13 protein-coding genes are annotated in these 15,060 nt (G+C 70.8%); 5 read left to right on the forward strand and 8 right to left on the reverse strand.

Features of this window, described 5'->3' with window-relative positions:
- Positions 1-2: 2 nt before the first annotated feature.
- From sdhC to AW271_RS20655, 5 genes are all read right to left on the reverse strand, one after another.
- Positions 3-788 carry a succinate dehydrogenase subunit SdhC gene (sdhC, locus tag AW271_RS20635; RefSeq protein ID WP_062339012.1) on the reverse strand — a complete coding sequence of 262 codons (786 nt, stop codon included), beginning with the start codon at positions 786-788 and terminating at the stop codon, positions 3-5.
- A gap of 166 nt (positions 789-954) precedes the next feature.
- The gene (locus AW271_RS20640; protein ID WP_157554433.1) at positions 955-1,407 is read right to left on the reverse strand and encodes a response regulator; all 453 of its coding nucleotides are present in this window, start codon (positions 1,405-1,407) and stop codon (positions 955-957) included.
- Positions 1,400-2,959 (reverse strand): sensor histidine kinase, encoded by a 1,560-nt coding sequence (locus AW271_RS20645; RefSeq protein ID WP_169806369.1) that lies wholly within the window; start codon positions 2,957-2,959, stop codon positions 1,400-1,402. The genes AW271_RS20640 and AW271_RS20645 overlap by 8 nt, the downstream gene beginning before the upstream one ends.
- Position 2,960: 1 nt before the next feature.
- The gene (locus AW271_RS20650) at positions 2,961-4,115 is read right to left on the reverse strand and encodes a PP2C family protein-serine/threonine phosphatase (protein WP_062339013.1); all 1,155 of its coding nucleotides are present in this window, start codon (positions 4,113-4,115) and stop codon (positions 2,961-2,963) included.
- 48 nt (positions 4,116-4,163) lie between these two features.
- Entirely contained in the window at positions 4,164-5,093 is a 930-nt protein-coding gene (locus tag AW271_RS20655; RefSeq protein WP_062339014.1) for a LysR family transcriptional regulator, read from the reverse strand.
- A 152-nt stretch (positions 5,094-5,245) separates the two neighbouring features.
- Between AW271_RS20655 and AW271_RS20660 the strand changes: the two genes are divergently transcribed.
- Genes AW271_RS20660 through AW271_RS20670 form a run of 3 tightly spaced genes read left to right on the forward strand, consistent with a single transcriptional unit; the run spans position 5,246 to position 8,648 of the window.
- Complete coding sequence (locus tag AW271_RS20660; RefSeq protein WP_369408453.1) at positions 5,246-5,983, forward strand: succinate dehydrogenase cytochrome b subunit; 738 nt, start codon at positions 5,246-5,248, stop codon at positions 5,981-5,983.
- Positions 5,980-7,905, forward strand: a complete 1,926-nt coding sequence (locus AW271_RS20665) for a fumarate reductase/succinate dehydrogenase flavoprotein subunit (RefSeq protein ID WP_062339015.1) — start codon at positions 5,980-5,982, stop codon at positions 7,903-7,905. The genes AW271_RS20660 and AW271_RS20665 overlap by 4 nt, the downstream gene beginning before the upstream one ends.
- Positions 7,902-8,648, forward strand: a complete 747-nt coding sequence (locus AW271_RS20670; RefSeq protein ID WP_062339016.1) for a succinate dehydrogenase/fumarate reductase iron-sulfur subunit — start codon at positions 7,902-7,904, stop codon at positions 8,646-8,648. The genes AW271_RS20665 and AW271_RS20670 overlap by 4 nt, the downstream gene beginning before the upstream one ends.
- Before the next feature lie 63 nt (positions 8,649-8,711).
- On the opposite strand, the gene AW271_RS20675 is transcribed toward AW271_RS20670, so the two are convergent.
- Positions 8,712-9,287: a Clp protease N-terminal domain-containing protein gene (locus AW271_RS20675; protein WP_062339017.1), complete on the reverse strand. Its 576-nt coding sequence runs from the start codon at positions 9,285-9,287 to the stop codon at positions 8,712-8,714.
- 2 nt (positions 9,288-9,289) lie between these two features.
- Positions 9,290-9,523 (reverse strand): hypothetical protein, encoded by a 234-nt coding sequence (locus AW271_RS20680; protein WP_030451855.1) that lies wholly within the window; start codon positions 9,521-9,523, stop codon positions 9,290-9,292.
- 161 nt (positions 9,524-9,684) lie between these two features.
- Between AW271_RS20680 and AW271_RS20685 the strand changes: the two genes are divergently transcribed.
- The gene (locus AW271_RS20685; RefSeq protein ID WP_245653132.1) at positions 9,685-11,298 is read left to right on the forward strand and encodes an ABC transporter ATP-binding protein; all 1,614 of its coding nucleotides are present in this window, start codon (positions 9,685-9,687) and stop codon (positions 11,296-11,298) included.
- Entirely contained in the window at positions 11,295-13,028 is a 1,734-nt protein-coding gene (locus AW271_RS20690) for an ABC transporter ATP-binding protein (protein ID WP_062339019.1), read from the forward strand. The genes AW271_RS20685 and AW271_RS20690 overlap by 4 nt, the downstream gene beginning before the upstream one ends.
- On the opposite strand, the gene AW271_RS20695 is transcribed toward AW271_RS20690, so the two are convergent.
- Positions 13,025-15,058 carry a prolyl oligopeptidase family serine peptidase gene (locus tag AW271_RS20695; protein WP_062339020.1) on the reverse strand — a complete coding sequence of 678 codons (2,034 nt, stop codon included), beginning with the start codon at positions 15,056-15,058 and terminating at the stop codon, positions 13,025-13,027. The two genes, AW271_RS20690 and AW271_RS20695, sit on opposite strands and share 4 nt — an antisense overlap.
- Positions 15,059-15,060 lie beyond the last annotated feature (2 nt).

Here is a 15,060-nt window from a genome sequence, read left to right on the forward strand (position 1 = left end):
CCTTACGCGAACGGGAAGGTGATGACGCCCTTGGCCACCATGCGGACGTAGAAGTCGGCGATCATCACCGAGAACAGCGACGCCCACGCCAGCTGCATGTGCTTGGCGTTGAGCTTGGAGACGAAGGTCCAGGCCCGGTAGCGCAGCGGGTGCTTCGAGAAGTGGTTCAGCCGCCCGGCGGTGATGTGCCGGCACGAGTGGCACGACAGCGTGTACAGCACGATCAGGGCGGCGTTGACCAGCAGGATCCAGGTGCCCAGGCCCGCCGGCTTGTGGATCAGCGCGAGGATCGCGTCGTAGCTCAGGATCGCGCCGATCAGGATCGCGCCGTAGAAGAAGTAGCGGTGGACGTTCTGGATGACCAGCGGAAGGCGGGTCTCGCCGGTGTACTTCTTGTGGGGCTCGCCGACGGCGCAGGCGGGCGGGCTCAGCCAGAACGACCGGTAGTACGACTTCCGATAGTAGTAACACGTGAACCGGAAGCCGGCCGGCAGGCCCAGGATGATCAGACCGGGCGGCAACGTGAACCAGTCGCCGATCGGGGCCCAGCCGAACAACCGGGCGCCCTCCGGGCACGCCGTCGTCAGACACGGCGACGAGAAGGGCGCGATATAGGGCTCGACGAAGTAACTCTTGTCGAAGATCGCCCAGAAACCGTAGATCAAGAAGAAGGTGAGACCGGCGAACGTGAGCGCCGGCGCGAGCCACCATCGGTCGGTGCGGAGCGTGCGCACCTTGAGCTGAGCGCGTTGTTTTCTGGCCGGGCTCTCGGCCGTCTGCTGGGTCATCGGAGACCTTCCACCGGAACTGACCGCGTGACGCCGTGTTGGGCGGCTCGCGCCGAACCGCCGCGTCGCCACGCCGTATTGGTGGGGGCTACGTTACGACCATGTCATAGATACGTGTGAGGAGGGTCACTGACTTCTGGCCTGTGATTCCTGTCACGTTTCTTGATCATGACCCCCTGGCGGAGTTTCCCGGGAGCTTCACGACAGTCACGAAGAAATCATCGATCTGTCGTACTACCCGGATGAACTGGTCGAAATCCACCGGCTTGGAGACGTACGCGTTGGCGTGCAGCTTGTAGCTCCGCACGATGTCCTCCTCGGCCTCCGACGTGGTCAGCACCACCACGGGGATCGAGCGCAGCTCCGGGTCGGCCTTGATCTCCTCCAGCACCTCCCGGCCGTCCTTACGCGGCAGGTTCAGGTCGAGCAGGATCAGGTCGGGGCGGGCCGAACCGGCGTACTCGCCCTCGTGGCGGAGGAAGCGCATCGCCTGCTCGCCGTCGTTGACGATGTGGAGCTTGTTGCGCACCTTGTTCAGCTCGAAGGCCTCCTGGGTGAGCAGCACGTCGCCCGGGTCGTCCTCGACCAGGAGCACGTCGATCCAGCGCAGCTCATTCATCAGTGGCCTCCAGAGTGAAGCGGAACGTGGTGCCCTTGTGATCGGGGCTCTCTTCGAGCCAGATCCGGCCACCGTGATATTCGACGATCTTCCGGCACAGCGCCAGCCCGATGCCCGTCCCGGGATAGACGTCCCGGGGGTGCAGGCGCTGGAAGATCAGGAAGATGCGGTCGGCGTACTTGGCGTCGACGCCGATGCCGTTGTCGGAACAGGCGAACTCCCACATTCCGTCTTTGCGCTCGGCGGTGACGACGATCTGGGGGGGCTCCTCCGACCGGAACTTGATCGCGTTGCCGACCAGGTTCTGGAAGAGCTGGGTGAGCAGCAGCTTGTTGCCGCTGACCATCGGCAGGTCGTCGTGGACGACCGTGGCGCCGGTGTCCTCGATGCGGACGGTCAGGTTGTCGAGCGCGGTCTGCAGCGCGTCGGCCGTCGAGGTCGGCACCCGGTCGCCGGTGACCCGGCCGACCCGGCTGAAGTCGAGCAGGTCGTTGATCAGCAGCTGCATGCGCTTGGCGCCGTCGACGGCGAACTTGATGTACTGCTTGGCCCGGTCGTCGAGCTGGTCGCCGTAACGCTGCTCCAGCATCTGGCTGAAGCTAGAGACCTTGCGCAGGGGCTCCTGGAGGTCGTGGCTGGCGACGTACGCGAACTGCTCCAGCTCGCTGTTCGACCGCTTGAGCTCGGCGGCCTGGTCGGCCAGGGCCTGCTGGGCGCGCTGGGTGGCCCGCCACTCGCGCAGCACCCGGCGGCGCATCGCGTCGACGTGGCCCGACAACTCGGCCATCTCGGCCGGGCGGGCCACGTTGAGCTCGTTGTCGAAGTCGCCCGCGGCGACCTTGCGGACCTGCGCCTGCAGCGCGGCCACGGGCCGCAGGACGACGTAGCGCACCAGCAGGGTGAAGGCGATCGCGGCCAGCAGCAGGACGGCGGCGAGGGTGCCGAGCGCGGCGTAGAAGACGTCCCAGCCCCGCTCCAGGCGGGTGGCGGCGTCGCCGTGCAGCAGGGTCAGGTGCCCCTGCTGGGCGGCCAGCGCGCCGCGCACCGCACCGAACGCCTCGTTGTTCACCGACGCCAGGTTGGAAGCGGTGTCCTTGCCCGTCTGGGGCACCTGCCGGACGATCTCCTGGGCGTAGACCCTGCGCCAGTTCTCGATCGCGGCGAACAGGCGGTCGCTGTCGTCTCTGACCTCGGGGGCCCTCGGCAGCAGCGCCTCCAGTTTGGCCTTGGCGGTCGCCGTCGCCTTCTCGGCGGTGTCGTAGTCCTGGAGGTAGAACGCCTCGTTGGTGCGGCCGTAGCCGCGCATGGCGCTCTCCTCGTTGGAGACCGACGTCGACGTCTCCAGGGTGTGGAGCACGAGCGGGTCGATCACCTCGATGAGCGTGGCCCGCGCCTCGCGGGTGTCGTTCATCGTCGTGAGGGTGAACGCGATCGACGCCGCGAACAGCAGCGTCACGATCGCGCCGACGAGCAGGAACCAGCGGCCCGCCGGGAGCCGGCCCAGCCCGCGCGGCGGCTTGGGCGGGGCGAGCGGACTGATGGTCCTGCTCATATCACCTCCGGGAGAGCGCGACGGCCGCGAGGTCATCGGTCAGCGCGTCGGCGTGCATGGTCTTGACCTGTTCGATCAGCTGGTCGAGGAAGACGCCGCCCTGCTCGCGGACCAGCCGGATCAGCCCTTCGGTGCCCAGCAGGTCGCGGCCGTCGCCCACGGTGGCCTCGATCAGCCCGTCGGTGTAGAAGAGGAGCGACCAGGGCTCGCCCAGGGTGATGTCGACCGGCACCCACTCCATGTCGGGGAAGATCCCGAGCGGCGGGCCCGAGGGGATCTCGGTGACCACCTCGACGTCGTCACCGAGGATAACCACGGGCGGCGGGTGCCCGACCACGTAGAGCCGGGCCGAGTCGAGGCCGGGGCTGATCGTCGCGGTGACGAGCGTGGTGAAGATCTCGGGGGAGCCGCGCTCCAGCCGCAGCACCGAGTCCATCGTCCGCAGCACGCCGTTGCCGTCGAGCCCGGCCAGGGTCAGGGTCCGCCACGCGATGCGCAGGGCCGCGCCCAGCGCGGCCTCGTCGGGGCCGTGCCCGCAGACGTCGCCGACCAGGACGTGGATCGCCCCGTCGCCGGTCTGGATGGTGTCCCAGAAGTCGCCCGCGAGCAGGCCGGCCTGGCGGCCGGGCAGGTAGGTCGACTGGTGGACCAGGTCGTCGGTGTGCAGGATCGGCGTCGGCAGCAGCCCGTGTTCGAGCCGGGCGGTCTCCTCGCGGATCAGGCGCTGCTCGACCAGTTCGCGTTCGGCGATGTCGCCGCGCTTGCGCTCCATGGCGTAGCGGATCGCCCGGGCCAGCAGGCCGCCGTCGACGTCCTGCTTGATCAGATAGTCTTCGGCGCCGGCGGCGACCGCGTCGATGGCGATCTGCACGTCGTTGAGGCCGGTCAGCACGACCACGGCCGTGTCGGGCGCCATCGCGGTCACCTGGCGCACGGCGTCGAGACCCATCGCGTCGGGCAGCGACAGGTCGACGAGGACGCAGCTCACCTCGGCGGTGAACCGGTCGCGTCCCTCGGCGAGGCTGCGGGCCCAGATGATCTTCGGCGGCTTCTGCGCGTCGGCCAGCAGCTCCTCGACAAGGAAAGCGTCCTCGGCGTCGTCCTCGATCAGGAGGATGGTGACGAGGTCGGGCAGACCATGGGAGAGAGCGGGCACGAAGGCCTCTTTCCAGAGGAGGGCACCCCAAATAGTAGCGACAGGCTACTAGTGCTGGGGGAGCGCTTCGACGCCTTCTGGGAGCGTGCCCTCGCGGGTCGCCTCGTCGAGGAACCCCAGCAGAACCGCCCTGAACGCCTGGGCCGCCCGGGTCGGCTCAACATCCTTGCGGTGCGCCAGCGCAACGGTTCTGCGCAGGCCCGGCAGCAGGGGGGCGCCCACCAGGCCGGGCCGTCCGTCGAGCACCATCGAGGGCACCACGGCCACTCCGAGCCCGGCTTCGACGAACCGGAGGACGGCGTCCATCTCGCCGCCCTCGACGGCGAACCGGGGTTCGAACCCGGCCTGCCGGCACGCGTTCAGGGTGGCCTCGCGCAGGTCGTACCCGCGCCGGAACATCACCAGCGGACGGCGGCGCAGCTCGTCGATGCGCACGTGAGGCCGGCGCGGGGCCAGGTGGGCGGGGGCGGCCACAACGAGGTGCTCCCGGAGGATCTCCTCGGTCACCAGCGACGGGTCGTCGCTCTGCAGCGGCAGGATGATCAGCGACAGGTCGAGCTGCCCCCGGGCCAGCGCCCGCACCAGGTCTCGCGAGCCGCCCTCCTCGACCTGGATCTCCACCCCCGGATAGTCGTGATGGAACCGGGCCAGCGCGTCAGCCAGCAGCCCCGCGCAGAGCGACGGCGTGGCCCCGAGCCTGACCCGGCCGCGCCGCAGCCCGGCGAGCTCGGCGACCTCGCGCCGGGCGGTCTCGGCGTCGGCCAGCATGCGCCGCGCCAGCGGCAGCAGGGCCTCCCCTGCGGGGGTGAGCGTCACGTTGCCGCGCGCCCGGCTGAACAGGGGCGCGCCGAGGTCGGTCTCCAGGGTCTTGATCTGCTTGCTCAGCGACGGCTGGGCCACCCGCATCCGCTCGGCCGCGTGGGTGAAGTGACGCGTCTCCGCCACCGCCACGAAGTAGGCGAGCTGCTGCAACTGCACAGCTCATCACTGTACGGCTGTGACATTCGTCGCACGGGATCACCCTGGCCCGAAGGTCTTCCGCGCCAGGCCAGAGCACATAGCCAGGGGCTATCGAAACCAGAACCGCGATGACTTGGACGCCTTTTGTGCAGGTACTTAGCGTTTCGAGCGTGACTGCCACCATCGACCGGGGCAAGGCCACCGAACCGGTCACCCAGATACCCTCACGGCCCCGGCGATCCCGGCGCCGGGTCTCGTCGAACTCTCTCAAGGCCGTCATGGCCGTGTCGGGCGCGGTCCTGGTCTTCTTCCTGGTCGCCCACATGGCCGGCAACCTGAAGATCTTCGCCGGCGCCGAGTCGTTCAACGGCTACGCCGCCTGGCTGCGCGAGGTCGGCTACCCGCTGCTGCCGCACCGGGGCCTGCTGACCATCCTCGAAGCCGGCCTGGTCGTCGCCATCGCGGCCCACATGTACTCGGCGATCGTGCTGGCCCGCCGGGCGGCGCACGCCCGCCCGGTCAAGTACGCCGCCCGCGTGAAGTCCCGCGCCAACGGCTACGCCACCCGCACCATGCGCTGGGGCGGCGTGATCATCTTCTTCTTCGTGATCTACCACCTGCTCGACATGACCTTCGGCGTGGCCAACCCCGAGGGCCACGACGCGACCCCGTTCGCCCGGATGGTGGCCGGGTTCGAGCCGGCCCGGTGGTACATCACGGTGTTCTACGTGATCTCGGTGGTCATGGTGGGCCTGCACCTGCGGCACGGCCTGTGGAGCGCCCTGCAGACCCTCGGCCTGGCCCGGCGCTACCCCGTGCTGAAGATCTCGGCCGCCCTCGTCAGCGCGGTCCTGACGATCGGTTTCCTGGTCGTCCCGCTGGCCATCACGTTCGGAGTCGTGCGATGAACTACCGCGAAGGTGCGCCGATCAAGGACACCAAGGCGCCCGAGGGCCCGATCGAGGACCGCTGGGAGAAGCGCAAGTTCTCGGCGCGCCTGGTCAACCCGGCCAACAAGCGCAAGATCAACGTCATCGTGGTCGGCACCGGCCTCGCGGGCGGCTCGGCCGCCGCGACCCTGGGCGAGCTGGGCTACAAGGTCAAGTCGTTCTGCTACCAGGACTCGCCCCGCCGGGCCCACTCGATCGCCGCGCAGGGCGGCATCAACGCGGCCAAGAACTACCGGGGCGACGGCGACTCGATCTACCGCCTCTTCTACGACACCGTGAAGGGCGGCGACTTCCGCGCCCGCGAGTCGAACGTCTACCGCCTGGCCCAGGTGTCGGTGAACATCATCGACCAGGCCGTGGCCCAGGGCGTGCCGTTCGCCCGCGAGTACGGCGGCCTCCTCGACACCCGCTCCTTCGGCGGCGCCCAGGTGTCGCGCACCTTCTACGCGCGCGGCCAGACGGGCCAGCAGCTGCTCCTGGGCGCCTACTCGGCGCTGGAGCGGCAGATCGCGGCCGGGACCGTCGAGATGCACACCCGCCACGAGATGCTCGAACTGATCATCTCCGACGGCCGGGCGCGCGGCGTCGTGGTGCGCGACATGGTCACCGGCGAGGTCGAGACCCACCTGGCCGACGCGGTCGTGCTGGCCACCGGCGGCTACGGCAACGTCTTCTTCCTGTCGACCAACGCCAAGGGCTGCAACACCACGGCGATCTGGCGGGCCCACCAGAAGGGGGCCGTGTTCGCCAACCCGTGCTACACGCAGATCCACCCGACCTGCATCCCGGTCTCCGGCGAGTACCAGTCGAAGCTGACGCTGATGTCGGAGTCGCTGCGCAACGACGGCCGCGTCTGGGTGCCGCTCAAGGGCGGCGACCCCCGTCCGGTCGCGGAGATCCCCGAGGACGAGCGCGACTACTACCTGGAGCGCATCTACCCGGCGTTCGGCAACCTGGTGCCGCGCGACATCGCCTCCCGCGCCGCCAAGAACGTCTGCGACGAGGGCCGCGGCGTCGGGCCGGGCGGCCTGGGCGTCTACCTCGACTTCGCCGACGCCATCAAGCGGCTCGGCCGCGACGCCGTGGAGAAGAAGTACGGCAACCTCTTCGAGATGTACGAGCGCATCACCGGCGAGGACCCGTACACCCAGCCGATGCGCATCTACCCGGCCGTCCACTACACGATGGGCGGGCTGTGGGTCGACTACGACCTCCAGTCGTCCGTGCCCGGCCTGTTCGTGATCGGCGAGGCCAACTTCTCCGACCACGGCGCCAACCGCCTCGGCGCCTCGGCGCTGATGCAGGGCCTGGCCGACGGCTACTTCGTGCTGCCGACGACGATCGGCGACTACCTCGCCGACGCGCACACGTTCGACGCCATCGACGACCAGCAGGTCGCCGAGGCCGAGATCGCGGTGAAGAACCGGATCGAGAAGCTGCTGTCGGTGAACGGCACCCGCACCGCCGACTCCTTCCACCGCGAGCTCGGCAAGCTCATGTGGGACTACTGCGGCATGGAGCGCACCGAGGAGGGCCTGCGCAAGGCCCTGGAGCGCATCCCCGAGCTGCGCGCCGAGTTCTGGCGCGACGTCAAGGTCAGCGGCGTCAACGAGGAGCTCAACCAGGCCCTCGAACGCGCCGGCCGGGTGGCCGACTTCTTCGACCTGGCCGAGCTCATGTGCCTGGACGCCCTGCACCGCACCGAGTCGTGCGGCGGCCACTTCCGGGCCGAGTCGCAGGACGCCGACGGCGAGGCCCTGCGCGACGACGAGCACTTCGCCTACGTCGCCGCCTGGGAATCGACCCCCGACGGCCCGGTCCTGCACAAGGAAGACCTCGAGTACGAGTACGTGAAGATGACCCAGCGGAGCTACAAGTGAACCTCACCCTGAAGGTCTGGCGGCAGAGCGGCCCCGACGACGACGGGCGGCTGGTGCGCTACGAGATCGAGGACGTCTCCCCGGACATGTCGTTCCTGGAGATGCTCGACGTGCTCAACGAGGGGCTCATCCTGGCGGGCGACGACCCGGTCGCGTTCGACCACGACTGCCGCGAGGGCATCTGCGGCATGTGCTCGATGATGATCGACGGCGTCGCGCACGGCCCGCAGAAGAACACCACCACCTGCCAGCTGCACATGCGCCACTACAACGACGGCGACACCATCGTCATCGAGCCGTGGCGGGCCCGCCCGTTCCCCGTGGTGAAGGACCTGGTCGTCGACCGGTCGGCGTTCGACCGCATCATCCAGGCGGGCGGCTTCATCTCGGTCCCGGCCGGTTCTGCCCCGGACGCCCACGCGATGCCGGTCCCCAAGGCCGACGCCGACGACGCGTTCGACGCGGCGACCTGCATCGGCTGCGGCGCGTGCGTCGCCGCCTGCCCGAACGGCTCGGCCTCGCTGTTCACCGCCGCCAAGATCACCCACCTGGGCCTGCTCCCGCAGGGCCAGCCCGAGCGGGGCTCCCGGGCCCGCGCCATGGTCGAGCAGATGGACGAGGAGGGCTTCGGCGGCTGCACCAACACCGGCGAATGCACCGCGGTATGCCCGAAGGGCATTCCTCTCGACACGATCGCTCGCATGAACGCCGACTACCTGAGAGCATCCCGCAAGTCTGGGTAGGGACAGGGACGCTCGATCCCCCGCCAAGGTCCAAATGGCCGGTCTTTGGCGGGGGATCGTGCTTCATCTGGCCGGGCTGCTCAGTTCCTGGACGAGCGCCTCGCGGACCCGTACCGGGGAGATGCCCGACTCGACGATGATCTGCATGCCCAGGCCCTCGCCCTCGCGGATGACGCCCAGCAGGACGTGCCCGTCGGTGATGGCCTTGTGCTTGAGGGCGATGGCCTCGCGCAGCGACAACTCCAGCGTCTTCTTCGCGCGCGGGCCGAAGGGGATGTGCTTGCCGCTGCGCAGGTGGCCCCGGTGGTCGCGGACCGGTTCGCGGTCGAGGGCGCCGGGCCCGAAGGCCTCCTCGACCTTCTCCCTGATGGCGTCGAGGTCGATGCCGATCGTGCTGAGCAGTTCGGCGTCGAGCTCGGGCCCCCGCCGCCCGCCGGGCTGGTTGAGGATGTCGCGCAGCCGGGCCTCGGCGCCTCCGTGGTCGAGGCCCGTCAGGACGCGGGCGGCCAGCGACTCCGGGTCCTGGAGCATGCCCAGGAGGAGGTGTTCGGTGCCGATGCGCGGATGGTTCAGGCGCCGGGCCTCCACCTGTGCGGCGGTGACCACCCGGCGGGCGTCGTCGGTGAATCGTTCGAACATCGTCAGTCTCCCCGTCTGAGCAGGCCGCGCCCGCCCGCGTACTTCTTGTGGACGGCCTGTCTGGTGACGTCGAGGTGGACGGCGATGTCCTGCCACGACCAGCCCTGTTCGCGGGCGTTCTCGACCTGGAGGGCCTCCAGGCGGTCGACGAGGATCCGCAGCGCCCTCACGGCCCGCAGACCGATCGAGGGATCACGGCTGCTCGCGTCGGAGGCGAGCTGCGCTGTCTCGTTCATGGTGTCAATGTAGGTTGACGCCACCCTTCATGTCAACCCGCGTTGACGTAAATGGCTGGACGGCTGTTCAGCGAGGTTGCCAGGCTGGCAGGATGCGCGCTCTTCCGGCCGGCGATCCCGGCCAACCAGACACGCGCGGGCCCGGCAGATACCTCTGGTGGATGGCTCGCGAACAGGGCCTGCCCATGTGGCTCGGCATCACCTACGCAATCCTGTGGTGGACCACCCAGGCCCTCATCCCGGCGGTGATCGGGTTCGGCGTCGACGCGCTGATCGGCAGGGACACCGGCGAGCTCGCGCGCTGGTCGGCGGTGCTCTTCGGGCTCGGCGCGGCGCAGGCCCTCACCGGCGTGCTGCGGCACCGCTGCGCCGTCTACACCTGGATCTCCTCCGCCTACACCACCGTCCAGCTGACCAGCCGCCAGGCCACCCGCCTCGGCGCGACCCTGCCCAAGCGCCTGTCGACCGGTGAGGTGGTGAGCGTCGGCAACTCCGACATCGCCCACATCGGCAACGCGATGGACATCATCCTGCGGGGCGCGGGCGCGGCCGTGGCCGTCGTCGTGGTGAGCGTCATCATGGTGTCGGCGTCGTTGCCGCTCGGCCTGCTCGTGGTGATCGGGGTGCCGCTGATGGCGCTGGCGATCAGCCCGCTGCTGCGGCCGCTGCACCGCAGGCAGCACGCCCATCGCGACCTCCAGGGCGACCTCGCCACCCGGGCCGGCGACATCGTCGCGGGGCTGCGTGTGCTGCGCGGCATCGGCGGCGAGCAGGTGTTCGCCGACCGCTACCGGGCCGAGTCGCAGCGCACCCGCGCGGCGGGCGTGCGGGTCGCCTCGGTCGAGTCGCTGCTCGAAGGCGCGCAGGTGCTGCTGCCGGGTCTGCTGATCGCCTGCGTGACCTGGCTGGGCGCGCGCTTCGCGCTCGCGGGCGACCTGTCGGCGGGCGAGCTCGTCTCCTTCTACGGGTACGCCGTCTTCCTGATCGCCCCGCTGCGCACGCTCACCGAGGCCGCCGACAAGCTGACCAAGGGCGTCGTCGCGTCCAAGCGGGTCGTGCGCATCCTGTCGCTGGAGCCCGAGATCACCGGCGGCGCCGGCGCGGTCCGCCACGGCGACCTGCGTGACGAGGAGTCGGGGGTCGTGCTCCGCGAGGGATCGGTCACCGCGCTCGCCGCGGCCACGCCCGAGGAGGCGAGCGCCATCGCCGACCGCCTCGGCCGCTACTCCGACGGCCGGGTGACGCTCGGCGGCGTGCCGCTGGCCGACCTGTCCGTTGCGGCGGTGCGCGAGCACATCCTGGTCGCCGACAACGCCGCCGCGCTGTTCGCCGGGGTGCTCCGCGAGGAGCTCGACGTCCGGGGCCGCGGCGACGTCGAGGCGGCCGTGCACGCCGCCTGCGCCGACGACATCGTCGACGCGCTGCCCGACGGCCTGGACACCCACGTGGCCGAGGCCGGGCGGGAGTTCTCCGGCGGCCAGCAGCAGCGGCTCCGGCTCGCGCGGGCGCTGACCGCCGACCCGGAGATCCTGATCCTGGTCGAGCCGACCAGCGCCGTCGACGCCCACACCGAGGCCCGCATCGCCGAACGCCTCGCCAAGGCCCGCGCCGGGCGGGCCACCCTGGTCGTCACCACGAGCCCGCTCGTGCTCGACCGGGCCGACCACGTCTTCTACGTGGAAGACGGCCGGACGGCCGCCGAGGGCACCCACCGCGAGCTGCTGACCGCCAGCACCGCCTACCGCGCCACCGTCACCCGAGGGGAGGACCGATGAGCCGCCAGATCCTGCCGGTCGCCGACAAGGCGCAGGTGCGCGCCTACGCCCGGCGTCTGATGGTCAAGTATCCGAAGCAGCTGTCGCTCGCGCTGGCCCTCCACGGACTGGCCGCGCTCACCGGCCTGGCCGGCCCGGCCCTGCTGGGCGGTCTCGTGCAGGCGGTCGCCGACGGCGAGCACGACGCGAACGTCGACACGATCGCGCTGGCCATCGCCGGCTTCGTGATCGCCCAGGGCATCTTGACCCGGTTCGCCGTGTACGCGTCCTCGCGGCTCGGCGAGAAGGTACTCGCCGAGCTGCGCCAGGAGTTCGTCGACCGAGTGCTCGCGCTGCCGCTCTCCACGGTCGAGCGGGCCGGGTCGGGCGACCTGATCACCCGGACCTCCCGCGACGTCGACTCGTTGTCGCGGACCGTCCGGCACGCCGTGCCGGAGATCCTGATCGCGCTGGTCACCGGCGTGTTCATGATCGGCGCGCTGTTCGTAATCGGCCCGCTGATGCTCTTGCCGTCGCTGCTGGCGGCGCCGCTGCTGTGGATCTCCACCCGGTGGTACCTGAACCGGTCGGGCCCCGCCTACCTGCGGGAGGGCGCGGCGTACGCCAACCTCACCGAGGGCCTCGCGCAGACCGTCGAGGGCGCCCGGACCGTCGAGGCCCTGGGCCTGGCCGACCGGCGGCGCGACCGGACCGACGACGACATCCGGGAGTCCTACGCCGCCGAGCGCTACTCGCTGAGCCTGCGGACCGTCTGGTTCCCGTCGGTCGAGATGGGCTACGTGATCCCGGTCGTCGCCACCCTGTTCATCGGCGGCCTGTTCTACACGCAGGGCTGGGTCACGCTGTTCCAGGTCACCGCGGGCACACTCTACGTCCAGCAGCTCGTCGACCCGCTCGACCGGTTGTTGTCGTGGATCGACGAGCTCCAGGTCGGCAGCGCCTCGATGGCCCGACTCCTGGGCGTCGCCAACGTGCCCGACGACCGGGCCCCGTCCGGGGCGAGCCCCGACGGCGACGCGATCAGGGCCGAGGACGTGCGGTACGCCTACCGCGAAGGACACGACGTCCTGCACGGCATCGACCTCGACGTGCGGCCGGGCGAACGGCTGGCCATGGTCGGGCCGTCGGGCGCCGGCAAGTCGACCCTCGGGCGGCTGCTGGCCGGCATCCACGGCCCCCGGACCGGCGCGGTCACCGTCGGCGGCGCGTCGCTGATCGAGCTGCCGCTCGGCGAGCTGCGCGGCCAGGTCGCCCTGGTCACGCAGGAACACCACGTGTTCAAGGGGACGCTGCGCGACAACGTCCTCATCGGCCGTCCCGAGGCCGATGACGACGCCGTGCGGCGGGCCCTGGAAGCCGTCGACGCCTGGGAGTGGGCCGAGAAGCTGGGCCTGGACGCCGAGGTCGGCTCGGGCGGCGTCAGCGTCTCACCGGCGCAGGCGCAGCAGCTCGCGCTGGCGCGGCTGGTGCTGGCCGACCCGCACACGCTGGTGCTCGACGAGGCGACCTCGCTGATCGACCCCCGCCAGGCCCGCCACCTGGAGCGGTCGCTGGCGGCGGTCCTCGACGGGCGCACCGTGATCGCCATCGCGCACCGTCTCTACACGGCCCACGACGCCGACCGGGTGGCCGTCGTCGAGGACGGCCGGATCAGCGAACTCGGCTCTCACGAGGAACTGGTCGAGGCCGGCGGCCCCTACGCGGCCCTGTGGGAGAGCTGGCGGCGCTAAGCGAGGGCTCGGCGGAGGAACTCCACCTGGAGCAGCAGGAGGTTCTCGGCCACGACCTCCTGCGGCGTCATGTGAGTGACGCCCGACAGCGGCAGCACGGTGTGCGGCCGCCCGGCGGCCAGCAGCGCCGACGACAACCGCAGCGTGTGGGCGGCCACCACGTTGTCGTCGGCCAGGCCGTGGATCAGCATGAGCGGGCGCTCCAGCTTCTCGGCGTCGGCCGCCAGCAGCGAGGAGTGCTCGTAGTGGCCCTCCGACGGGTGGCCCAGATAACGCTCGGTGTACGCCGTGTCGTAGAGCCGCCAGTCGGTCACCGGCGCGCCCGCGATGGCGGCGTGGAACACGTCGGGCCGCCGCAGCACCGCCAGCGCCGCCAGGTAGCCGCCGAACGACCAGCCCCGGATCGCGACCTTGGTCAGGTCGAGGTCGGGGTGGGGCATCGACTGGAGCACCTCGACCTGGTCGTCGAGCGTGATCGTGAAGTCGTGGTGCACCTCGCGCTCGAAGGCCGGGCCGCGGCCGGGCGTGCCGCGCCCGTCGGAGACGATGACCGCGAAGCCCTGCTCGGCCCACCACTGGGGCTCCAGGAACATCCGGTGGGAGTGCAGCACCCGCTGGGCGTGCGGCCCGCCGTAGGGGTCCATCAGGACGGGCAGCTTGGCCGACCCCTCGACGTGCCACGACGGCAGCAGGACGGCCGTGGAGAGCTCGCGGGAGCCCGCCCGCGACAGGGAGACGCGCAGGTCGAGACCGGGCCTCTCGGCCACGCTGGCGATCGGCGCCGAGCTGCCGTCGAGCCGGATCACCCGCACCGACACGCCCTCGTGGTCGAGCGACTGCGCCACCACGACGGTCACGCCGCCGCTGCGGCGGCCGGTGAACACGCCCGCGTCGGTCGAGAGGGGGCTGAGGGTGCCCTGGGCGTAGGACCACAACTGGACCTGCGCCGGGTCGCCGCCGCTCGCGGTGAACAGCACGACGTTGTCGTCGACGTCGACCACGCTGCGGACCTGCAACGACGGCGGCGTCACGGGGTCGGCGCCGACGTACAGCCGCCGGCCGCCGTCGGCGTCGGCGACCCAGACCACCGCGCCGTCGGCGGTGTGCGCCGGGACGCCCGGAGCCGCCTCGACCCACGCGTCGTCGACGTCCTCCCTGATCAGGGTGGTGCCGCCGGTCGTCGGGTCGACCGAGAGCAGGCGCAGCGACCGCTGGTCGCGGGCCAGCGTCACGATGAGCGGGCCGAAGGCGTCCCAGGAGGCGGTGACCAGGTATTCGTGCTCGAACGGCACCTCGGTGCGGATCCCGTCGAGCCCGACGATGTAGAGGTTGACCCGCGCGTTGGCGGTGCCGGCGGCCGGATAGGCGATGGCGACCGGGTCGTTGCCGGGGTTGGCGGGGTCGGCGATGTGCCAGATCTGCACCGGCGAGTCGTCGACCCGGGCGACCAGCAGCGCCGAGGCGTCGGGCGACCACCAGTAGCCGCGCATCCGGTCGAGCTCCTCGGAGGCGATGAACTCGGCCAGGCCCCAGGTCGCGCCGTCTTCGCCGGCCACCTCGAAGTCGGAGCCGGTCTCCAGGTCCTGCACGCGCAGGCGGCCGCCGCTGACGTAGGCGACCTTGCCGCCGTCGGGGGACAGGCGCGGGTCGATGACCCCTCCCGGGGTCTTCAGCCAGCGGATCTCGCCGGCCTCCCAGACGTACAGGGCGCCGGAAAGGGTGAAGACGATCCGGTGCCCCGCGTAGGAGAACCCGACCACGCCGCCGGCCGACTCGCGGGCGCGCTCACGCCGGGCCCGCTCCTCCGGCGGCAGCTCCTCCTCGGCCGCGCCCAGGATCAGCGGGTCGACGAGCAGCCGCTCCTCGCCCGAGGCGACGTCGAGTTCCCACAGGCAGGTCACGGGGTCGGTGCCCGACTTGGTCCGCTGGAAGATCACCTTGTCACCGGAGGGGGTGAGGGTGAATCCGCGCGGCACCCCGAGCGTGAACCGGCGGGTCCGGGCATGCAGGCGAGGGAAGCTCTCAGTCATAG

Source organism: Herbidospora sakaeratensis, from assembly GCF_001570525.1.
Classification (GTDB): domain Bacteria; phylum Actinomycetota; class Actinomycetes; order Streptosporangiales; family Streptosporangiaceae; genus Herbidospora; species Herbidospora sakaeratensis.